General features: G+C 35.6%; 19 protein-coding genes, 2 tRNA genes and 1 pseudogene. 4 read left to right on the forward strand and 18 right to left on the reverse strand.

Annotated features, from left to right (window positions below; genetic code table 11):
- Positions 1 to 15 precede the first annotated feature (15 nt).
- Positions 16 to 976 (forward strand): annotated as a pseudogene (locus tag CWS31_RS06205) (IS630 family transposase).
- Between the two features lie 197 nt (positions 977 to 1,173).
- Here CWS31_RS06205 and CWS31_RS06210 read toward each other — a convergent pair.
- Positions 1,174 to 1,752 (reverse strand): DUF4136 domain-containing protein, encoded by a 579-nt coding sequence (locus tag CWS31_RS06210; RefSeq protein ID WP_101344312.1) that lies wholly within the window; start codon positions 1,750 to 1,752, stop codon positions 1,174 to 1,176.
- Between the two features lie 748 nt (positions 1,753 to 2,500).
- On the opposite strand from CWS31_RS06210, the gene CWS31_RS06215 reads away from it, so the two are divergent.
- Both CWS31_RS06215 and ilvN read left to right on the forward strand, forming a co-directional pair.
- Positions 2,501 to 4,228 (forward strand): acetolactate synthase 3 large subunit, encoded by a 1,728-nt coding sequence (locus CWS31_RS06215; RefSeq protein WP_101344313.1) that lies wholly within the window; start codon positions 2,501 to 2,503, stop codon positions 4,226 to 4,228.
- Complete coding sequence (gene ilvN, locus CWS31_RS06220; protein ID WP_101344314.1) at positions 4,228 to 4,725, forward strand: acetolactate synthase small subunit; 498 nt, start codon at positions 4,228 to 4,230, stop codon at positions 4,723 to 4,725. Before CWS31_RS06215 ends, ilvN begins: the two co-directional genes overlap by 1 nt.
- A 110-nt stretch (positions 4,726 to 4,835) precedes the next feature.
- On the opposite strand, the gene CWS31_RS06225 is transcribed toward ilvN, so the two are convergent.
- Both CWS31_RS06225 and glnS read right to left on the reverse strand, forming a co-directional pair.
- The gene (locus CWS31_RS06225) at positions 4,836 to 5,678 is read right to left on the reverse strand and encodes a hypothetical protein (RefSeq protein ID WP_101344390.1); all 843 of its coding nucleotides are present in this window, start codon (positions 5,676 to 5,678) and stop codon (positions 4,836 to 4,838) included.
- 393 nt (positions 5,679 to 6,071) lie between these two features.
- Entirely contained in the window at positions 6,072 to 7,739 is a 1,668-nt protein-coding gene (gene glnS, locus CWS31_RS06230; RefSeq protein ID WP_101344315.1) for a glutamine--tRNA ligase, read from the reverse strand.
- 488 nt (positions 7,740 to 8,227) lie between these two features.
- Between glnS and CWS31_RS06235 the strand changes: the two genes are divergently transcribed.
- Positions 8,228 to 10,258 carry a DUF2225 domain-containing protein gene (locus CWS31_RS06235; RefSeq protein WP_246143398.1) on the forward strand — a complete coding sequence of 677 codons (2,031 nt, stop codon included), beginning with the start codon at positions 8,228 to 8,230 and terminating at the stop codon, positions 10,256 to 10,258.
- A gap of 60 nt (positions 10,259 to 10,318) precedes the next feature.
- On the opposite strand, the gene CWS31_RS06240 is transcribed toward CWS31_RS06235, so the two are convergent.
- The 15 genes from CWS31_RS06240 to CWS31_RS06310 all read right to left on the reverse strand — a co-directional run bounded on the left by CWS31_RS06240 (position 10,319) and on the right by CWS31_RS06310 (position 22,329).
- Complete coding sequence (locus CWS31_RS06240; RefSeq protein ID WP_101344317.1) at positions 10,319 to 11,545, reverse strand: SAM-dependent methyltransferase; 1,227 nt, start codon at positions 11,543 to 11,545, stop codon at positions 10,319 to 10,321.
- Between the two features lie 30 nt (positions 11,546 to 11,575).
- Positions 11,576 to 12,349 carry a DUF1365 domain-containing protein gene (locus CWS31_RS06245; protein ID WP_101344318.1) on the reverse strand — a complete coding sequence of 258 codons (774 nt, stop codon included), beginning with the start codon at positions 12,347 to 12,349 and terminating at the stop codon, positions 11,576 to 11,578.
- An 81-nt stretch (positions 12,350 to 12,430) separates the two neighbouring features.
- Positions 12,431 to 13,738 (reverse strand): NAD(P)/FAD-dependent oxidoreductase, encoded by a 1,308-nt coding sequence (locus tag CWS31_RS06250; RefSeq protein ID WP_101344319.1) that lies wholly within the window; start codon positions 13,736 to 13,738, stop codon positions 12,431 to 12,433.
- A gap of 57 nt (positions 13,739 to 13,795) precedes the next feature.
- Positions 13,796 to 14,545 carry an SDR family NAD(P)-dependent oxidoreductase gene (locus CWS31_RS06255; RefSeq protein WP_101344320.1) on the reverse strand — a complete coding sequence of 250 codons (750 nt, stop codon included), beginning with the start codon at positions 14,543 to 14,545 and terminating at the stop codon, positions 13,796 to 13,798.
- Positions 14,546 to 14,692: 147 nt separating this feature from the next.
- The gene (locus CWS31_RS06260; RefSeq protein ID WP_101344321.1) at positions 14,693 to 15,154 is read right to left on the reverse strand and encodes a nuclear transport factor 2 family protein; all 462 of its coding nucleotides are present in this window, start codon (positions 15,152 to 15,154) and stop codon (positions 14,693 to 14,695) included.
- A 143-nt stretch (positions 15,155 to 15,297) separates the two neighbouring features.
- The gene (gene phrB / locus CWS31_RS06265) at positions 15,298 to 16,704 is read right to left on the reverse strand and encodes a deoxyribodipyrimidine photo-lyase (protein ID WP_101344322.1); all 1,407 of its coding nucleotides are present in this window, start codon (positions 16,702 to 16,704) and stop codon (positions 15,298 to 15,300) included.
- Positions 16,705 to 16,832: 128 nt separating this feature from the next.
- Positions 16,833 to 17,792 (reverse strand): YbgA family protein, encoded by a 960-nt coding sequence (locus tag CWS31_RS06270; protein ID WP_101344323.1) that lies wholly within the window; start codon positions 17,790 to 17,792, stop codon positions 16,833 to 16,835.
- Between the two features lie 70 nt (positions 17,793 to 17,862).
- Positions 17,863 to 18,561 (reverse strand): ChrR family anti-sigma-E factor, encoded by a 699-nt coding sequence (locus CWS31_RS06275; RefSeq protein ID WP_101344324.1) that lies wholly within the window; start codon positions 18,559 to 18,561, stop codon positions 17,863 to 17,865.
- The gene (locus tag CWS31_RS06280) at positions 18,561 to 19,172 is read right to left on the reverse strand and encodes a sigma-70 family RNA polymerase sigma factor (RefSeq protein ID WP_101344325.1); all 612 of its coding nucleotides are present in this window, start codon (positions 19,170 to 19,172) and stop codon (positions 18,561 to 18,563) included. Before CWS31_RS06280 ends, CWS31_RS06275 begins: the two co-directional genes overlap by 1 nt.
- A gap of 116 nt (positions 19,173 to 19,288) precedes the next feature.
- Positions 19,289 to 20,008, reverse strand: a complete 720-nt coding sequence (locus tag CWS31_RS06285) for an LON peptidase substrate-binding domain-containing protein (protein WP_101344326.1) — start codon at positions 20,006 to 20,008, stop codon at positions 19,289 to 19,291.
- Between the two features lie 74 nt (positions 20,009 to 20,082).
- Entirely contained in the window at positions 20,083 to 20,658 is a 576-nt protein-coding gene (locus CWS31_RS06290) for a DUF3833 domain-containing protein (RefSeq protein WP_101344327.1), read from the reverse strand.
- On the reverse strand, positions 20,651 to 21,223 hold the full coding sequence (locus tag CWS31_RS06295) for a chalcone isomerase family protein (protein ID WP_101344328.1): 573 nt from the start codon (positions 21,221 to 21,223) through the stop codon (positions 20,651 to 20,653). The genes CWS31_RS06290 and CWS31_RS06295 overlap by 8 nt, the downstream gene beginning before the upstream one ends.
- Positions 21,216 to 21,710, reverse strand: coding sequence for a DUF2878 domain-containing protein (locus tag CWS31_RS06300; protein ID WP_170252780.1), 495 nt, complete (start codon positions 21,708 to 21,710; stop codon positions 21,216 to 21,218). Before CWS31_RS06300 ends, CWS31_RS06295 begins: the two co-directional genes overlap by 8 nt.
- Positions 21,711 to 22,077: 367 nt before the next feature.
- A tRNA-Leu gene (locus tag CWS31_RS06305) sits at positions 22,078 to 22,162 on the reverse strand.
- Between the two features lie 91 nt (positions 22,163 to 22,253).
- A tRNA-Gly gene (locus CWS31_RS06310) sits at positions 22,254 to 22,329 on the reverse strand.
- Position 22,330: the final 1 nt, after the last annotated feature.

The raw sequence follows: 22,330 nt of genomic DNA on the forward strand, positions 1-22,330 counted from the left end.
ATGCGTGTCCGTTTGATGGCTCTTTCCCACATCAAAGATGGCGCTAATAACACGCAAACGGCACGAAATTTACATATTAGTCGACGTATTGTTAATGATTGGGTTAAAAGGTTTCATGAACAAGGCCTTGATGGTCTAAAAGAAAAACCTCGCTCTGGCCGACCCTGCGCTCTAGATCAACAACAGTTAACTCAGTTAAGTGAGTATATTAGTCAAAATAGCATTAAAGAAAACGGAGGTAGGCTAAAGGCACAAACGCTTGTCACCTATATTGCTCAAGAATTTAATATCGAGTATACGATTTTCAATGTGTATCGATTGCTTCATCAGTTAGGTTTTTCCTGGATTACTAGTCGGTCTAGACACCCCAAACAATCAAAGGAAATTCAAGAGAATTTTAAAAAAATTCGAAATGGAAATGATCCTGACGATCCCGTGGAATGTGAGGCTTGAAAATGTTGATGTATGGTTCCAAGACGAAGCTCGCTTTGGTCAACAGAATACAACGACAAGGCTCTGGGCGGAAAAAGGAACACGACCAAGAGCTGTCAAGCAACAGCAGTTCGAATATGCTTACCTTTTTGGTGCTGTATGTCCTGCGACGGGTGAAACTGAGGCATTAATTGCACCCTGCATGAATATGGATGTGATGGAAAAACACTTAACATTAATAGCCAAGAGAATTCCCAAAGGACGCCATGGCGTTATTGTTGTTGATGGAGCGGCTTGGCATCAAATTCATCTAGCAGATAAGTTTGATAATTTATCTATTATTAAACTACCGCCATACTCACCAGAGCTAAATCCAATAGAGCAAGTATGGCAATGGATCAGACAAAATGAATTAGCGAATCGTTGTTTTAAAGGCTACGATGACATTGTTGAAGAGTGTAGCCGAGCCTGGAACGCCTTTATTTCAGATGCATCGAGAGTGATGAAACTATGCTTTAGGGATTGGATACAGGTGGGAACTTAATTAATGCAATTGGTATTAGTTAAAGCGAACTTAAACAATAAATACCGTGTTGAGCTAAAGCTCGCGTCCTTGAACTTGATTGTTAATTCTGCTTGAGTTTTGATTAATTGATAAGCTTTTAGTGACCTGCAGACATAAAAAAAACGACTTAAAGTCGTTTTTTTTATGTGGAATGATAAGTTAAGTTATCGTTCTTTTTATTGAAAAGATGCTACAACTTCCTTAACAACACTATTGATTTCAGCAGCTGTTGCGCTTTGTTCATCTGAAGATAAACGTTTAGTTGCCCAACCATGCCATACCGGTTGATGCGTTTTCACGTCATAAACATCAATAGCTAATTTGCCTTGAGTATATTGTCTAACTGTTGTTTCTGACCCCATTCCCATAGCACCGTAATAACCGCGAGCGCCATAGTAACCTCGTCCCCAACCAAAGCCACCGTAATAAGGTGTAGGGTAACTATTCACTTTAATTTTATCACGACTACCAATGGTATATGAAATAGTGAAATCAGCTTTTTCTGGATCTGAAATTAACTTATAACCTTTAGCAATAAATGCTTCTTGAATACTGTTAGATACTTCAGCTTCTGTTACTGGATTTACACCCGATGAGGACTCTAGAATTTTTGATTCATTTAACCATGCGAAGGTTTTATAATTTGACGTGTTAATTTTTGGATTTTGATCAAAGTTCACTTCTGTTGGGTTTGATGCACAACCTGCCATAAAAATAACCAAGGCAGAAATAATTAATAATTTAATACGGTTCATATTTGTTCCACTTATCATATCGTTTCGAAAATTAGATCAATATCTGCTTTAATTAAGCCTTTAATGATCACTAAGTAATATCTTAGATAATATAAATCATATTAGCTTACTAATACAAATTTTATCCTGTTATAAACTGTATTAAATGATAACAAATAAAAGTAAACCTCTTATTTATCAAATATTATAGTTATTTGTCGCTTACCTACTTTACTTATTATCCGAATTTAGGTCTGGTTATTCTTTACTTCAGTTTGCTTATTATTATTTGCCTGGTTTACAGTCTTTCTTTATTCTTTTCCAAACAAGTAAGCTGAGTTCAGGATAAACAAAATGCTACAATCAGAATATTAATCTTTAAAAACGTCGAAATTGTTAGTTGACACAAGCCGATAAACGCTTTAAATATAGGCACAAGTTAATTTATAAATTAGTTAATAGGTTAGCTAAGAATTAATGTAAAAATCAAATATCATCAAGTGGAATTGTAAAATGTTTATCAACTCGCTATTCAATGTCATCCTCTATGTCGTCGTGATTAATAATCACTAGCGGGGATAATTTGTGCTTAGCAAATACAATTAAGCAATGATATATACAAACCCTCGCTCTTTTTAAGGCCGAGGGTTTTTTATTATCTTTTATAACGCTTGTAAAAATTAACCAGCGAATTAATTAACCCGTTTGCTATTAGTAACTTTTAATCAACGAGGTGAGAACAAATGAAACAGACAATCAAGGAGATACTATGACAACAGAGCTTTTTACCGGTGCAGAAATGGTAGTTAAATCACTATCCGCATTGAAGGTTAAATATATCTTTGGTTACCCTGGTGGCTCGGTATTAGATATTTATGACGCTATTTTTCAACAAGATGAAATTGAGCATATTTTAGTGCGTCATGAACAAGCAGCAACACACATGGCTGATGGCTACGCAAGGGCAACGGGTAACGTGGGCGTAGTATTAGCTACTTCAGGACCTGGAGCCACCAACTGTGTTACCGGTATTGCAACCGCCTATATGGACTCTATTCCTATGGTGGTATTGGCAGGACAAGTTGCATCATCACTCATCGGTAATGACGCCTTTCAAGAAACAGATATTGTTGGTTGTACCCGCCCTATTGTTAAGCACAGTTTTAGTTGTCGTAGTTTAGCAGATATTCCAGATGCGCTTGCCAAAGCATTTTATCTTGCCAGTACAGGTAGACCTGGCCCGGTAGTCGTTGAACTACCAAAAGATATTTTAATTCCACAAAACAAAGGGCCTTTTAGCATTAATACTGATGTTAATATACGCTCTTACAATCCCAATATTAAAGGCCATTCAAAACAAATTAGCAAAGCAGCAAAAGCTATTGCTGAGGCAAAAAAACTGATAGTTTATTCAGGTGGTGGTATTGTTTTATCTGATGCATCACTGCTTTTAACTAGATTAGTTGAAACACTAAAAGCTCCTGTCACTAATACCTTAATGGGGCTTGGCGGAATTTCAGGCACTCATAAACAGTTTGTTGGTATGCTAGGCATGCATGGTAGTTTAGAAGCGAATAAAGGTATGGCAAATGCTGATGTTATTCTCGCTTTAGGCGTTCGCTTTGATGACAGAGTTACCAATAACGTCGAGAAGTTTTGTCCTAACGCTACTATTATCCATGTTGATATTGATCCATCATCAATTTCAAAAACCATTAACACACATATACCTGTTGTTGGTTTAGTTGAAATAGTCATGCAACAACTTCTCGATGAGTTAGCGGCAATTGATTACGCACCTGACGAAGCAGCATTAACCCATTGGTGGCAACAAATTAGCCAATGGCGCGCTGTAAAAAGTATGAGTTACGAACAGCCTACTACAGCTAAAATAAAACCTCAAAAGGTTGTTGAGTCGCTTTATAAAATCACCAATGGTGAAGCCTATGTATGCTCTGATGTTGGCCAACATCAAATGTTTGCCGCGCAGCACTACCCTTTTGCTAAACCTCGCCAATGGATAAACTCTGGTGGAGCTGGCACTATGGGTTTTGGTTTGCCTGCCGCTATGGGGGTTAAGTTAGCTTTTCCTGATAAGCATGTTATTTGTATTACTGGAGATGGCTCTATTCAAATGAATATTCAAGAGTTATCAACCTGTTTGCAGTACAAGTTACCTGTAGTTATTGTAACCTTAAATAACCGTTCACTAGGTATGGTGCGTCAGTGGCAAGACATGGTTTATGATGGCCGCCATTCATCTTCTTATATGGAGTCTTTACCTGATTTTATTAAAGTTGCAGAAGCCTATGGTCATGTTGGCATTAAAATAGATCACTTAGAAGAGCTTGATGAAAAGCTCACTCAAGCTTTTGCGATTAAAGATCGTTTAGTGTTTGTTGATGTTATGGTTGATGAAAAAGAGCATGTATATCCAATGCAAATACGCACTGGCGCTATTGATGAAATGTGGTTAAGAAAAGGAGTTAAAGCATAATGCGTAGAATATTATCTATATTAATGGAAAATGCGCCAGGTTCATTGTCACGTATTGTAGGTCTTTTTTCTCAACGTGCCTTTAACATTGAAAGCTTAACCGTTGCGCCAACCAATGATAATACTTTATCAAGAATGACCATTACCACCAGTGGTGACGATAAGGTATTAGAGCAAATTGTAAAGCAAGTAAATAAGTTGATTGATGTGATTAAAATCATTGATATCACCGATAGGCAACATATCGAGCGTGAATTACTGTTAGTAAAAGTAACAGCGATGAATGATACCAGCCGCACTGAAGTAAAACGTTTAACCGATATATTTCGCGGTAACATAGTTGATATTGGTAAACAGGTCTATACCGTTCAACTTACCGGTAATGCAGATAAACTTAATGCTTTTATTGAGGCCCTGCAAAATGAAACTGATATTATTGAATCTGCTCGCTCAGGTTGTGTTGGTTTAGCCCGTGGTGATAAGGCACTGAAAATTTAAATTTAAATTTTATTATAATACTTTAATTTTAATACTTTTATTTTAATATAGGGCATAACAGTCAGTTATGCCTTATTCATTATCAAATAATCCGTTAAACTAGGTATAGGTTAAATAGGGAAACTAAACAGTAAACGAAAAGCGCTAAAATTTTCACTGAATCGGTAACTTAAACCAAGTCGTTCAATTCCCGCCCAAGAGTAGCCAACAGTCTCTGTAAATTTAAGCGTAAAACCAAATTCAAAACTATTAGACAAGGTTACGTGCTCTTCTCCTTCAGAGCCAAGCGATCGTGGTGTTAAAAAGTCAACTTCGCTAAAGTACCAAAACGCGGTGGCAAAAAGTCTCGGTTGAAACTTATAGCCTAATACTTGGTATTGGAGCGGTAAGCCAGTATCTAAACCTGTTTGCAGCGCGGCATAAGTATCATAGGCTTCATAACCATTGCCGTCATATCTTGCATAATAAAGTCTATTTACCCATATCGAGTCATATTCTTTAACGTTAAAATAATAAAGCGTTGAAACACCAGAGGAATGAATAGATACGCCTTCATCTGTTGTTAGGTTTAATCCGTAACCTCCATCTACATAACTTTCAATCACCCAATTATCAGTGTATTGATATTTAAAACCAATTCCTGGACTTATGGTTAATGTACCTACTGAGTCGGGTAGATCTAAATTGGGAATATCTGAGAATGTAAAATCAAAAAAGCCAAGGGAAATAGGTAAACGTAACTCATAGGTCATTTTACCTTTTTTACCTAGCTCGAATGAAAATGGCAGGCTAAACAAAGTCGCATTTTGTCCTGTTGTTTTATAAATACCGCTACCTAAATAATTAGCGTAGGCATAATGTACAGGCTCAAGCTCTTCCGCATTAACAGCTGTGGTATTAAAATAAATGACAGAATTAACTAAAAGTATTAAGTTGATTAAACGTGGTTTCATGGTTTTAAGTATAATCAATCGATATAAATTAAAATTTTACCTAAAAATGCTAGTGCTCAGCTTTACAACCAATCACTAACATTTTATGAAGAGTCAGTTGAACTTTCGAGATTACTTTTAAGCAACTTGTTTGGATTTCTTTGTATTAAGAGAATACAAGGCAGAGCATGTGAGGTATAGCTGGCTCCACAAACAGGCGAAAACGCAGTATGAATTTCAAACAAATGCTGCCTTTAGATTCATTTAAAACGAATTTACTCTTTGTTGCTCGCTTTTTAAATAGAATGACTATTATTCAAAGCTCGCAGTGCGATTAAATACGTTTTAAATTGAATAAATTTCACCCCTGAAAGATCAACAAGCCCTAGCATTTATATAACTATCAATACTTTACTAATTTATTTTAGCCCAAGTATCTCGTAAACCAACAGTACGGTTAAACACTAATTTCCCAGTCTCTTTAATATTATTATCCAAACAAAAGTAACCTTGGCGTTCAAACTGAAAAGCTTGTTCGGCTTTGGCGTTAGCTAACGAAGGCTCTACTTTAGCTGTGGTAATAGTGATTAACGACTCAGGATTAATAACCACATGAAAATCATCTTCCGCGGCCGGATTAGGTACGGTAAATAACCTATCGTATAAACGTATCGTTGCATCTAGTGATTTTGTTGCATCAACCCAATGAATTACACCTTTTGGTTTAGTGCCATCACTTGGATTTTTACCTAAGGTGTCGTCAAGGTAATTACAGTAAACAGTGGTTACATTACCTTGTTCATCTTTATCACAACGAGTAGCAGTAACAACATAAGCGCCACGTAAACGAACAGCTTTATCAAGTACTAAACGTTTGTACTTTTTATTAGCTTCTTCACGGAAGTCTTCAGCCTCAATATAAAGCTCTTTAGAAAACGGGACAATACGTGTTCCTTGTGTTTCATCACTTGGGTGATTATTAACAACAAGCTCTTCAGTTTGACCTTCAGGATAGTTTTCGATAACCAATTTAATTGGCTCTAATACCGCCATGGCGCGAGGTGCATTGTCATTTAAATCTTCACGAATGCAAGCCTCTAACACACTCATTTCGATTGTGTTTTCCATTTTAGTTACACCAATTCTTTTCGCAAATTCACGCAATGAATTAGGGGTATAACCACGGCGACGAAATGCCGCAATAGTTGGCATTCTTGGGTCGTCCCAACTATCAACCAACTTTTCTTCAACCAAAGTATGCAGTTTACGCTTGCTCATTAAGGTGTATTCAAGGTTTAAACGTGAAAATTCATATTGATGAGGCGTACTTGGTACTGACACATTTTCAATAACCCAATCATATAATCGACGATTATCTTGAAACTCTAATGTACAGATTGAGTGCGTAATACCTTCTATGGCATCAGATAAGCAATGCGTAAAATCGTACATTGGATAAATGCACCATTTATCACCTGTTTGATGATGATGAGCAAAACGAACACGATAAATAATAGGATCACGCATACACATGAAACTTGAGGTCATGTCTATTTTTGCACGTAATGAACAAATACCTTCTTCAAATTCACCATTTTTCATTTTGGCAAATAAAGCTAAGTTTTCTTCAACCGATGTATCACGATAAGGGCTGTTTTTACCTGGTTTATTTAACGTGCCGCGATACTCACGGGTTTCTTCACCATTTAAGAAACAAACATAAGCTAAACCTTTCTCAATAAGCTCTACCGCAAACCCATGTAATTGATCAAAATAATTAGATGAGTAATTAATGTCGCCTGCCCATTCAAAACCTAACCACTTTACATCTTTTTGAATCGCGTTAACGTAGTCAATATCTTCTTTTTCAGGGTTAGTATCATCAAAACGTAAATTACACAAACCATTATAGTCTTTAGCAATGCCAAAATTTAAACAAATAGATTTTGCATGCCCTATATGAAGAAAACCATTAGGCTCAGGTGGAAAACGGGTTTGTACACTAGTATGTTTACCACTTTGTAAGTCGGCATCAATAATATTACGAATAAAATTTGTAGGGCGGTTTTCGGTATCCGACATGAAGTTAAGCCTCGAAATGATCTAAATAACTGATAAATATGAAGTGCTTTTGTGCACAAAGATTTTCCCATTATAGCAAGTGTTTACGAGGGAGAATAGCGATAGATAGGAGTATATTAGGATCTGTAATATAAAAATATCTCTTAATACCAACAAGCATTCCAGTTGTTCATTAAATGTCCTGTTGTTTTGTCACTGAAGCCAACAAGTAATTCGTTAAATAATCATTATTCAAGGAAAAAAAGCTAGGAGCGATATATACTCAGTAACAATACTTTTACTGGCTGCTATAATAATAGATGTATCTAAAAATCAAGTTCTACACAACTGATACCTATTAGCTAGACAAATAGTATCTACATAAATATTATGATGGGCAATGACTTATGCTGCTGTGCTCTACTTTATATCGATTTCACCTAAAAAAATTTGTTAGTAACCTTACCTTTGATACAATCAAGACAAGCCCATTTCTTTCTAAATTCTATATGATGCAATTTATCATTACCGTTAACATAATCATCTTTATGATTATGGCATTCTCAGCTTCAGTGCAAGCGCAAAATATAGCAGAAAAAAATTCTTCTTCAAGCATCGAATTAACAAATTCATCTTCAACAACGTTAACCCAAGTTCAACTTGATGAAATGACTATCGCGCTAACCTACATTGCTAGAGGAAACACGTACTATCAAGAAAAAAAATATCAACAAGCAATTGCGCAATACTCTGAGGCGTTAAAACATCTTGTAGGTAATAAGAAAGCGATAGAAGAGCAACTTGCCATCACTTACCACCAAATCGCACAGTCATATAAACATTTAAAAGATACTCAAAAATCTATTAATTTCTATATAAAAGCACTCACTAGTTATAGCAAATTACAAAACCAAAGATCTGTGGCGCGTACTTTAAATAACTTAGCAATGGCGGAGCGTTACCGAGGAAACTACGTAAGTGCATTAGATTATTCAACACGCGGATTAGAAATACACAAACAGATAGATGATCCTCTTGGTTATGCTAAAGCCTTAACGGGTGCAGGCAGAATCTATCGTTTCATTGGCCGTTATGAAAAGTCTCTTGACCATATTCACCAAGCGCACCTTTATTACAAAAAAGAGAACGACGTTAATAATACCGCTGAAACATCAAATCAAATGGGCCTTATTTACACTAAACTAAAACAATTTGACCAAGCAAGATCCTTTTATCAACTTACCATTGATCTGCCAAAAAATAAGGTTGAAACCAAAACTAGAGCGGCAGCATTACGTGAATTAGCGGTAATTGATTTAAATGCAGGTGATTACAGTTCAGCGATGCTAATGATACAGCAGGCGAATCAAATTTATAAAAAAGAAAATGAAAAATCTAAAGTATCACTTACTGACAGAGTTATTGGCAATATATACCGCGATCAAAAAGATAATAGAAACGCGATAATTTATTACCGAAAGGCTTTATCACTTGCCATTAAAATAAATGATGAAAAAAATCAAATCAAAGCCTTAAACGATCTGGGACGAGCTTTGATTGACATAAATACTGATGAAGCGGTTATATTTCTAATTAAAGCGTTAAACCTTTCTATTAAATTAAAAAATCGCTCCGAAACGTTAGAAGCTTACCGTTCATTAAAGTTAGCTGAAAAATCACGAGGCAATATTAGTAAGTCATTATATTATGCTGAAGAAGAAATTTCACTCTCACAACTTTTACAAAAAGATAGAGAAAAAAGTGAGTTAGTTATCGCTAAAGCGAATATACACTCGCATAAGATAGAAATTGAATTAGCGTCACTAAAAGAAAAAACCCGGCTCGTTGAGCTTGAATTAGTTAAAAAAAATAATGAAATTGAAATTGCAGAGCAAACCAGTAGGATATCTGAGCTGGAGCTTACTAAAAACAGATATGCAAGTTTTGCCCTAACCGCTTTATTAGTGATATGTATTTTAGCTGTTATTTTTATCTATCACCGTTTTATTGATTTTCGCAAACGTAATAAAGAATTACGTCACCTTGCGTCAAGGGATCCACTAACCAATTGTTTTAATCGTCGTATATTATTTGAATTATTAGAACGAGATTTTTCAGATGTAAAATTATTGGGTGAGTATTGCATTATCATGGTTGATATTGATCACTTTAAGTCTGTCAATGATACTTATGGACACAGTGCGGGTGACACAGTACTTCGCGGCGTAGCCAACATTCTACAAGATGGTGTTCGCCAAAATGACATAGTTGCTCGCTATGGCGGCGAAGAATTTTGTCTTGTTTTACCTGGAGCCGAACAAGATCAAGCAGTACGCATTGCCGAATCAATACGTGAAAATATTGAATCGACTAGTTTTGATGATATTACCGTTACCGCTAGTTTTGGTGTTACCGCTTTCAAATTTAATACTAATGACGCTAAAGATCTGATTGACCAAGCAGATATAGCCCTGTACACCGCAAAGACTAATGGTCGTAACCAAGTCATATTATGGAATAAAGATATTGACATTAACTAACTCAAAAAGCTCTTTTGATACTATTTTAATGACTATTTGTGTACGACTGTTTTGGGGCTATTATTTGCGTGCTACTAAGTGAACAGTACTAGTAGAACGCTCTAAAAATGCTCCTTCACAATAAGCGAAGTAATATAACCATAACCGTTTAAAGGTATCGTCGTAACCCAAAGTGGTTAATTCAGACCATGAGGCAAGAAAACTTACTCGCCAATCACTTAACGTTTTGGCGTAATCAAGCCCGATATCTTCAAGGTTTTCTATCACCAAGTCGGTATGCTCGGTAATGTGTTGACTTAATGCATTGACAGAGGGTAAAAATCCTCCTGGAAAAATATATTTTTGAATAAAGTCAACATTGCTTTTGTAATAGTCAAAACGTTGATCGGCAATGGTTATCGCTTGAATAAGTAATTTACCACCAGGCTTTAAACGTTCATTACATTGCTTAAAGAAACTAGGTAAAAACTCATAACCAACAGCCTCTATCATTTCAACAGAAACTATCTTGTCAAAGCTGCCAGTTAAGTCGCGATAGTCTTCTTTTAATAAGGTTATTTTCTCATTTAAGTCTAAAGCATTTACACGTATTTGTGCATATTCGTGCTGTGCATCGGAGATAGTTGTGGTAGTAACTTTACAACCATAATGTTGTGCAGCATAAATTGCTAAACCGCCCCACCCCGTGCCTATTTCTAATAAATGATCATCACGAGTTAACGAAAGACGTTCACAAATAGTTTTTAATTTATGCTGTTGAGCCTCAGCCAATGTAGACGTATCTGTTGGGTAAATGGCCGAAGAGTACATCATTTCTGGGTCAAGAAATCGGGTGTATAGCTCATTACCTAAATCGTAATGCGCTAAAATATTACGCTTAGAGCCAGATTGCGTATTTCTGTTTTGCCAATGACCTAACGCATTTTTAATTTTGTTAGACCAAGATTTATTTTTTTCCAGTTTATCAGTTTGTTGCTGCGCTTTAGCAAAAATACGAATAACGTTAGTTAAGTTGGGGCTACTCCATTTTCCAGCGATAAACGCTTCTGCTACCCCAATACTACCGCCTTTAATAAAGTCTTGATAAAGGCTCATATCGTGGATATGAATTTTACCTTTAATTGATAAATCGTTATCAACTTCTGGAAATAACAAATGTGTAGTACCTTCTACTACTTCAAGTTGACCGTAGCTGAGTTTTTTAAAAACGCCGTGCACTATTGATCTACATCGGTTGTCTAACCAATTTGCTGTTTTAAACGCAGTAATTTTCTCAACTTGTTCCATGGTAATCCCCAAATTTACTTTATTTATCAATTAACTTTTCTGATAGCCAATAAACGGTATACGTTTAATAAAAAGACGCAATGCTTGCCAATATATGCCCAATACAACTTTAATGGTCATAGCAGGTAGTTGACACCAAACACGTAGCAAGTTTGGCTGATTAAATGTTTGGCTCGTCATCGTTAAACTGGCGTCAAACAATTTAGTAAGCTGGTCGCTATCATTATGTTTTCTTTTGTTTTCAATATGTATCTTTAATTTTTTACTGTGTGTATTTGGCGGTTTAATTTGCCAAAAATAAGACATGTCTAAGTCCATAAACGGTGACACTTGAAAATCCTTTTTATTTGTTTTTTCTTTATCACTGTGTAAATCTACTAAGTAATAATGCCTCTCATTCCAAGGGGTATTACTAACTTCAGCGAGCATTTGCGTACAATTATCATTTTGGTCGTAACAAAAATAAAAATTTGCTGGGCTAAAATAAAGTCCAAAACACCTTACCTGCACCAACATCAAAACCTTAGAAATGTCATTACAGCCATTAAGTGCCAACACTTTATCTGTTATACGTTGTCTTAATCCGCTTGGATCATCTCTTAAGTAATCTTTTTCAACAAATCGTAATGGGTGAAACCAAGAAAAGCCGAATAAGCCAATACCTTTATTAAGCTTGAGCGCTTTTTCAATATCATCACAATCAAGGGCAAGCATATATAACTTATAGTTAAAACTATGCTTTTTCGGGCTAAAACGCCGATGGGAAATATTACCAACATAGATACTGCTGTGCTTAAATAACATGTTCACTCACTACTTACTTATTGCAGGCTTATTCAAAAATATATTTATATGTCTTGTTGTATAAAATCAGATCGTTATAAATCAGTTTGCCATTAGTAACAAACAATCAAAACGTCTTGCCACTTCTACCGCACTACGCACACCGTCTTCATGAAAACCGTTGTGCCAATATGCACCTGCAAAGTGAGTGTTGTTAACTCCACAAATTATCTCTCTACTTTTTTGCGCATTAATCGACTCTGCAGAGAAAATAGGATGGTGATAAGTGAACTCACCTAGAATTGAGTTCGGATCTATATCTGCTTTCTGATTGAGAGTGACACAAAAAGTATGTTCACTTTCAATGCCTTGTAATATATTCATATTGTAAGTAACACTAGCGGCTTTGCTTCTATCTTGACTTAATTGATAATTCCAACTTGCCCATGCCTTTTCTCGTTTAGGCAGTAAACGTTTATCTGTATGAAGAATGACTGAGTTTTCACTGTATGGCATTTTCGATAAAATGCTTTGTTCATCGGCGCTTGCGTCATTTAACAGGGCAAGTGCTTGATCAGAATGACAAGCAATAACAACGTCATCAAACTCTTCAATGTCACTCTTTACATCAATTTCACTCTCTACTTCAGCGCTAGTATCGCTATGGTTAAAATGTATTTGCACCTTATTATTGAGGCGAGTAATACCGCTGATATTGGCATTTAATTTAATATTATCTTTAAAAGGCTCACATAAAGGCGCTAAATACCCGCGCGATCCATTTGGAATGACATACCACTGTGGTCTATCGGCAATATTCAATAACCCGTGGTTATGAAAAAACTGCACAAAAAACTTAAATTCAAAATCTTCCATTTGTGCCAAAGAGCTTGACCAAATTGCAGCGCCCATAGGTAAAATATAGTGCTCCGCAAAAAAATCACTAAAGTTATTTTCTTTTAAAAAACGGCCCAAAGTTAAACCACTTTGATAATTTTGTGCTGCAAAAATAGTTTTACAAGATTTATTAAAGCGTAAAATATCTTTAACCAAAAACCAAAATTTAGGTCTAAATAAATTACGGCGTTGTGCAAATAAGGTATTTAAGTTGTGTCCGTTATACTCCAAGCCTGTTTGGCAATTATGTACTGAGAAACTCATTTCTGTAGCTTGTTTACCAATACCTATTTCATCAAGCAAGGCTAAATAGTTAGGATAAGTTTTATCATTAAAAACAATAAAGCCGGTATCTATCGCATAGCTTTGACCTGATTTTTCAATATCAACCGTAGCTGTGTGTCCACCTACACGATTATCTTTTTCAAACACAGTTACCTTATGGTTTTTAGATAATAAGTAAGCGGCAGTTAAACCGGATACGCCAGACCCTATAATTGCGATGTTTTTCATGAATTTTATTGCCTTATAAATTTAAATGAACACTTGGATATGATTACTTTAAGGAGTTCACTTTAAAGTAATTATTTTTTGCCATAACGATGCAGGCAACAATGAAAAAAGCTTTAACAATAACGTTAATCTTTTTGGAAAGTGTAAATAGCGTTTACGTTTATCAACGCCCGCAATAATCGCCGTTGCCGCTTGTTCACTGGTAATGAGAAAAGGCATGTTGAAATCGTTTTTATCGGTAAGTGGTGTTTTCACAAAACCTGGATGAACAAGGGTGACATCAATCCCCTCTTTAAGTAAATCTAAGCGTAAACTGTTGGCTAAGTAATCAATTCCTGCTTTAGAAGCGCCATAAGCTTGGCTTCGAGGAAAAGGCAATATAGTCGCACTTGAGCTAACAAAAACAAGTTGACTGCCAGAACGTAACTTAGGTAAAGCTCCTTGCAGTAACCAACCAAGTGCAGTGAGGTTGGTAGTAATAATGTCTTGAAAAAGCTGTCCGTCAAATTGCTTGGCATCATCAATGTAGCGACAATTACCTGCATTGAGTATAACAATGTTTACTTGCGCCAATACGTTATCTAAACTTAACGATTGCATCGCCGCTTTAATTTCATCTGGGCTATTTAAATCAAACTGACAGGTTTTGTAAGCCCGCGGCGCTAAACGAGCTAATTTAGCTTCGTCTCTTCCACAAGCAATAACTTTATCGCCGCGCGAAACGTATTGTTCAAATAGCGCCAAACCAATACCTGAGGTTGCACCAGTTAATAATATAGTTTTTGCTGTCATAGCTTTCGCTGTCATAGTTTTGTCCCCATTAATTAGCGGTACTTTAAGTTAGAGCGCTTAATTTATATATCATTACGATAGCTCATTGCTTTGAGATCATTATTTTAGCCATTCCTTTGATATATTATTTGGAGTATTCTTTTAAGGTATTACTTTGAAGCATTACTTTGACGCATGTTTTTTTATCCATTTAATTAACTTGCCAAATAAAGGAAGTTGCTCATAAAGCATTGCACCTAAATCGAGGTAATCACGATGATAAATAACTTTGTCATTGTGACCTTTTATGTATGAACTACCTTGAACAGTCACCACATCTCCTTTATTAAGTTTGTGATGCTGATAGGTCATCGTCCAATAAAGTGCGGCTTCATCGCCCTGTGTCACAATATTATCGATAACAAATTGGCAACGGCTTAAGTTGCTATAAAGACTATTAAAGTATTTATACAACTCATCAAGACCTTCTACTTTATGCATTGGATCTATAAAAAGTATGTTTGTGTGATAAATACTCGCTAATAAGTTTAAATTATCAGTTGACAGTATTTGATATGTTTCGACAAAGGTACGCAGCCAAATTGGTGATTGTGGTGTTAATTTACTAGCAGCATTATTTTCCATGAGGCAACCATCATATTGTTAAAAGTGTGATTAATTAAAGTATTACTGAGAAAGTATCGCTAAGATAATGTTACTAAATAGGTTTGTTACAAATTTAGCTTCTCTGATTTGTACTTTTCTTATAAAAATTCTTATTTAAATTGTTATTTATAAAAGGCAAGCGCCTTAAGCCTCGCTTCTTTATGGTCAACAATCGGCTTTACATAACCACTTATATTATTTTGTTCCATATATTTATGCGGAAAATGTATTTGTTTATCAGGAATACTCGATAACTCTGGTAAGTACTTACGTATGAACTCGCCATTTGGATCAAAACGTTCACTTTGTCTTATCGGATTAAATATTCTGAAATAAGGTTGTGCATCACATCCTGTACTTGCAGCCCATTGCCACCCACCATTATTTGAGGCTAAATCACCGTCAATAAGATGCTGCATAAAGTACTTTTCACCTAAGCGCCAATCAATTAATAAATGTTTTGTCAGAAAACTCGCAACCACCATACGTAAACGGTTATGCATCCAACCTGTTTGGTTAAGTTGTCTCATGGCAGCATCTACCAATGGGTAGCCTGTTTTGCCTTCACACCAAGCGGTAAACATTGTCTGATTGTTATGCCAAGTGATTAACTGATACTGCTCTTTAAAGCAGTAATGTTTACATAGCTTTTGCTCATGAAACATAAGATTTCGGTAAAATTCACGCCATATTAATTCGTTTAACCAAGAGAACTCGGGACTGTCGGTAGCTAACAATAAATCCGGACAGCGATTAAGTAAGGCTATTAATACGTATCTTGGACTAATAACGCCCGCGGCTAAATACGGGGAAATACCAGAAGTGCCTTTGATTGATGGAATATCTCTACATTGCTCATAACCTGTTAATTTAGTTTGTAAAAAAGTACTAAAAACATTAGCTTCATATTCCTTAGCTAATGGCCAGGTGCCAGATAAACCGTCACTTTTTATAATGTTATTGACTGACTTTACTTTGTTATCAGCCAGAGTTTCTTTATCATCAGCTCGAGTTATTTTTCCTAAGTAATCAAAACCCGCTGTCCGTACTTGTTTTAACCACGCATTTTTAAATGGGGTAAACACTTTAAACATACTACCCGATTGATTAAGCACTAAGCCTTTGGGCACAATAACATCGGCTTCATACAGCATTAACGGGACCCCTTGTTTAATACAGTTGAGATCGCGTTGGTGCTCATTAAATTCCAATTCGCTATTAGCAAATACGGTGTCAACGTTATGTGCTTGGCAATATTGTGTTAGATAGTTTACTTGGTCGTCAAACGTGTCAACTTCAACCAAACTAAGCTCAATATTTAAATTTGCTAATTCATCAACAAGTGCTGCGGCGTGTCGTTTTATGAAATCAATTTTTATCAATGACCAGTCATGCGCTAACCATTGCTTTTCTGATATGAAAAAAATCGCTTTACGAGGACTGTCACTAGAGCTGCCACAAGATGTATTTAAAAAGTAGTGTAAAGCGGGGTTATCATGTGTTCTTAAATCATTACGAAACCAAAGCAAAGGATTTACCTTTTAAAGTTGAAACGACTAACTTCGTACGCAGAAGTTAGTCGTCATAAGTTATTATGAATGCGTGCTAAATATAAATATTTGGCATTAACTCCTAGCCATAAATAAAAAGGCATAAACTAATAAGAATAACGAAGTTTTAATTCATCTGGGTAAGGAGACAAATACGCTTGCTTGGTTAAATACTCTTTGGGGTAACGTAGCAAATAGTGATTTATCAAGGTTAAAGGCACAAATAGAGGTATTGTACCTTCTCGGTATGAATCAATTTGTTTGCAAAGCTCTTGTCTTTCATCACTTTGTAAGTGTTTAGAAAAATAGCCTTGAATATGAGCCAGCGTGTTAGCGTGTTTTTTACGTGTGGCAACGATAGAGAGCGCCGCCATTAATCCACTAATATATTGTGCTGCCAACTCAGCTAAAGGTAAATCAGTACGCGCTAATAATTGTCCTAATGCTTTGTAAGCAACAAGATCATGACTCATAACAGTATATTTGTAATGGCTATGAAAGGTGGTCAGTTTATGTTTAGTTAACCCTGACGCTTCAATAATTTGCCAATGTTTATATGCATAAACTCGAGCAACAAAATTTTCACGGATAAGCGGATCGTTTAAACGACCATTTTCTTCGCAAGGCAGTAATGGATTAGCCAGCATTATTTCGTTAGCAAAAACGCCTATACCTTTTGCTGGCAGGGCATTACCCTCAGGGCTATATATTTTTACCCGCTCCATCCCACAACTAGGACTTTTAGCACAAAACACATAACCACTTAAGTCTTTGGTTATACTCGCAACTTTTTTGCCGTATTCTTGTAATGCCTCAGTTACATCGCCACTGCCGTCAGGGCGAGAAACAGTTATCATTTCATCTTTTTTTATTTGCCTAATAGTTGGTCTAGGTATTGGTAAACCAATAGCTACTTCAGGACAAAAAGCTTTATAAACAACATATTTCCCTAAGTCGTTAATACAAAAATTAGAGGGTTTGTTACTTGCGTCAAAACGTACTTTCTCACCAATTAAACAGGCGCTAACTCCAATTTTTAGGTTTTCTTTTTCTACCGAATAAATCATAAAAACACCTTGTTTTTAACTGTTCTGATTATGTACATACGACCTAATATTTATTTTCTCTAACACTTACCTAGTAAATAAATGCACCTATCGGATTAAGTAATTTATTGATACCTTGCGTAAAGTGAAGTGCGCCATTAGCTACTGTGTAACATAAGCACCCGTTCTTTGATATTGGGTGATGTTGGTGCGAGCTATCTAACATTATAAAGTCACCTTTAATATACTCGCCATCCTCATCACTAAAAGTACCTTCGAGCAATAAGGTTAATTCAAACCCTTTGTGTGTGTGCTCTGGAACACCGCCACCTGGTGCTATATGTAATAAACTCGTGCGTACTTCATTTTCATTAAGCTGAATACGGCTGCGAGATAACTTACCAATATTTGCCGCTTTACCTACTTCCATATTAGCTAATGCTCTAGGAAGTGCATAACTTTTACCTTGGTAAGTAACACTTTTATTTATTGTTAGCTTTGTATTTTGTGACGGCTGTGCTTGAGTTATGTTAGCAACCATGTCATCAATGTTTAAACCACCAAGGCTTTCTTCACCAGAAAAGTCATCAATATCATCGGTAATTAAAAACGGATCAGAAAGTTCTTTTTCAAAATTAACTGCTGCGATTTGCTCCGTTAATAATGCTATTTTTTCTTGGCATTTGGGACACATTTCAGCATGTATTGCGATACCTGCAGATAATGAAGCAGGCAATTCACCATTCACAAATAGTTCTAATAACTCAAATTTAGGGTGATGTTTGATCATTATTTATCTCCTAGTTGAGCTTTCAATTTACCTAAAGCTAAACGTAATCTAGATTTAATTGTGCCAAGAGGTAACGCTAAGTGAGTGGCGAGTTGCTCTTGTGACATATCACTAAAGTAAAAGCCTTTAACCACTTGTTGTTGCGCTTCTGGAAGTTGCTCAAGCACAGATAGTAATTGTTTATTTTCAAGATGATCATTAAAGCTATCATCTTCACTGCTCATGGTTTCGGCTATTGGCCAAATATCGTCACTGAGGTTATCTTCTTTGTTACTTTGAATTTTACGTAACATATCAAAAGTAACGTTACGCATGATGGTATATACCCAAGTAGTGGCAGCGCCTTTATCACTGTTAAATAAGTGTGCTTTACGCCAAACATTACTCAAGGTTTCTTGTACTACTTCATTGGCTTGTGCTTCATTAGGAAACTTACTTCGCGCAATACGAAGGATTTTAGGCGCAAAAAACTTAAACAATTGCGTAAACGCTTGCTTATCTCTTTTAATTGCAACGGCATCAAGCCATTGACAGAGTTCGGGATGATTAATTTTATTTGACATGTAATTAGATTTATCACTTGTCGCTTTGCTTAGCAAGTTAGTTTGCATGGCTTATCACCGAGTATATTATATTTATGTAGTTATATACGCTCGGTTTCACACTTAGATCACAATGCCTTTAATTTATTTTGCACTAACCACTTTTTACTTTATAGATACTGCTTTTATTTATTAATAACTGACTGAACAAAGTTCTTGGCTTCCTCAAAACTGTGAATATTTACAAAAGTACTTTTAACCGATAAATTAAGAGGTAATATTTCTAACCACCTTGCGACTACCCAGTGCGGGTTTTGCCGTAAATTGGCTGGGTAAAATTTATTCAATTGTAGATCATTACTAAATAGTTCATTTAAGGGTTCAGCAAGCATTTTGTCGCGCAGATCTTTTTGTTCACTACTGATTAATGAAACATTACTTGGTAAAACAAGCGGTGATGAAATAGTGTTTTTCGATAACTTATTAGCTGAACAAAAGTCTTGATCGGTATTCTTTATCTTTACATGCTCTTTTTCATCTTCAATCTCCTCAACAACACTTTTATTTTGTGACCAGTGCAATTTTTCATTCACGACCCCAAAGTGTAAGTTATCTTCATCTTTATTTAACGATATAATATCAACCAATGATTTGCATTTTACATCAACCTCCAACACACCATCATCACCTAGGTCGAAATTAATGATTTCAACCCAACTTCCCCACTTTATTAGTGGCGATGAAGACTCTTGTGAATTTAACCAAATAACAAAGCCTTGCCCCTTACTCGCTATTTTTATCATTTTTAAATAGCGTTGTTCGAAAATACGTAACCGAGTAATTCCTTCCGGTAATAAAAAAATCGGTAAGGGAAAAATAGGTAGTGTTCTATCTATTTTATTCATCTGTTCTACCTCTTTAATATCCAAAATGACTATCAATCACTTAAAATTAATAAATGAAAATTAATAAATGAAAATTAAATTAATGGCTTAACACATGTTTTTTGATTCGAGCTTTTATCAAAAAGCAAAGTGATTTCAGCAACATCAATACCAAATTTTGACATAGTTGTTTTATTCATTACGCGATGTTCATCAAGTTTGTACATCCAATCATCCATAGTAAATTGATAAGTATCTTCATCAATCGGTACAGACAAACTATATCGCCAATTAAAAGCATAACCGGCTTGTTTGCCCTGAGCTATGCCAACCACATCTTCAGCCTTACCCGTATACTGACCGTTTGCAAGCTTTGATAATTTCCAAGTTCGGTAAGTTATTTCTCCGTCATTAAAATAAAACGTTTCTGCAAGTGTTCCTTGGTTATTATCCCAAGTACCATTTAATTCAACACAAAACCGCCGAGTGACTTTATTACTATAATCTTGCACCATTGCGTATCCAACAAATTCACCAGTAAAATATTCTTTTATATCAAGTTTAGGTGTTGTGTTTTCATAAGATGAAACATCAGTACTACAGCTGCTAATGAATATAACTAAACAAGTAACTAAGCCATCAGTTAATATTGCTTTATAACGGTTATTCATTATGCTCTTCTCCTAATAATTGCTCTCTCAATTTGGGTTGACTAGTGTTCGGTGATAACCAAATATCTAAAAAAATCCTACTAAATCGATGATCATCAATAATGCCTGCCTGAACATTGTTAAAATAAAAAATAGATTGATCACCATTTACTAACATAGCTAAAGAATCACCGGCACTAATCTCCGGCCAAATATCTTGAAGCATAGGAATAAAGTGATGGTATTGTTCTTTTGCTATATCTAAGTGCTGCCACTGCTGAACAGTTCGTTCAATTAAATCATCAGTGCTAATATCTTTTAAATATTCTATTTTAAAGAGCATGCTCTCTGGCCTGTCATTGTGGTTATAACGTCCTAACTCAGTGTAAAGCGTACTATTATAAATATCCCAAAAAAGCACTGTAAACTGTGCCCTACCCACTTCTGTTAGTCCTATTTCGCTATAGTTATCTGGTAAGGTCGCTTTAATGTCATCATCTAACGGCGCAGAGTTAACTTTTAATGAAATTAAGCTAAGCCATATGAAGCTAAGTAATATAAAGCCCATTATTGTTGTTTTATTCATGACAATTCACCTTTGCATAAAAGACATTTTTCAACACGAAGAACAACACCATTAAAAGTGCCCAAACACTCCCTAAAATAATATAAGTAATAGTCAGGTTATAGCCAAACTCTACAGATGATAACGATGCGCCGCCGATATAACTTAACGGCGGAAATATAAACCCAATGATTAACTGTAATACTTTTGAGCGACCTAAAAACTGCAAACTATGGGCAACGGTTGCAGCAAAAGCAGACCATAGAGTTATGAGCCATAACGGGATAAGAAATACGTTAGGAAATATTAATACACCCGCAAGTTTTAATGACGTATCAACAACAATACCTATTAGTGTTATTGATACAATCAACTTAATTTCGGCGGCTATAAATTGACTTCGGTGAAGGTGTAAACCCAACCAAAAAAGAGTAAAGGGAATAAAGATCTGCCCTAATAAAATTAGGCCAAACCATGAAGCATTAAAACCGATAATATTAATTAACATATAAATGACCATTGCTAGTTTTTATATGTATACGAAACAAATCACTATTTGGATTAATACCAGTTTCATTAAGTATGGTGGTCTATTTTATACGTAGGAAAAACGACCAAATACAGGTGTTAATTATAATTAGAACAAGTATTAATGAGCACATATTTAATGTGATTTGTATAATAACTAACGATTGGGATTAAGCACAACGCAGAGTGATATTAATGACAAAAGAGATTTATAAATGCTAGGTGGTATGATTAAAGTATTATCAAAGATATAAACATTATAAATTTAATTATTTAATTATTTAATTATTTAATTATTTAATTATTTAATTATTTAAAAATGATGTGTGTTTTGAGTTTTTCTAAGATGGTACCCGGAGCCGGACTTGAACCGGCACGCGTTTCGGCGAGGGATTTTAAATCCCTTGTGTCTACCAATTCCACCACCCGGGCATTGTATCTTTCAGCTTAAACCTAAGATAAGGGGTATTTTTATAGTAGGTTGGTACCTACTCTTTTATTAGATAACTAATAAAAAATAAATTGGAGCGGCTAACGAGACTCGAACTCGTGACATTCACGTTGGCAACGTGATGCTCTACCAGCTGAGCTACAGCCGCT

Source organism: Colwellia echini, assembly GCF_002843355.2.
GTDB lineage: Bacteria > Pseudomonadota > Gammaproteobacteria > Enterobacterales > Alteromonadaceae > Colwellia > Colwellia echini.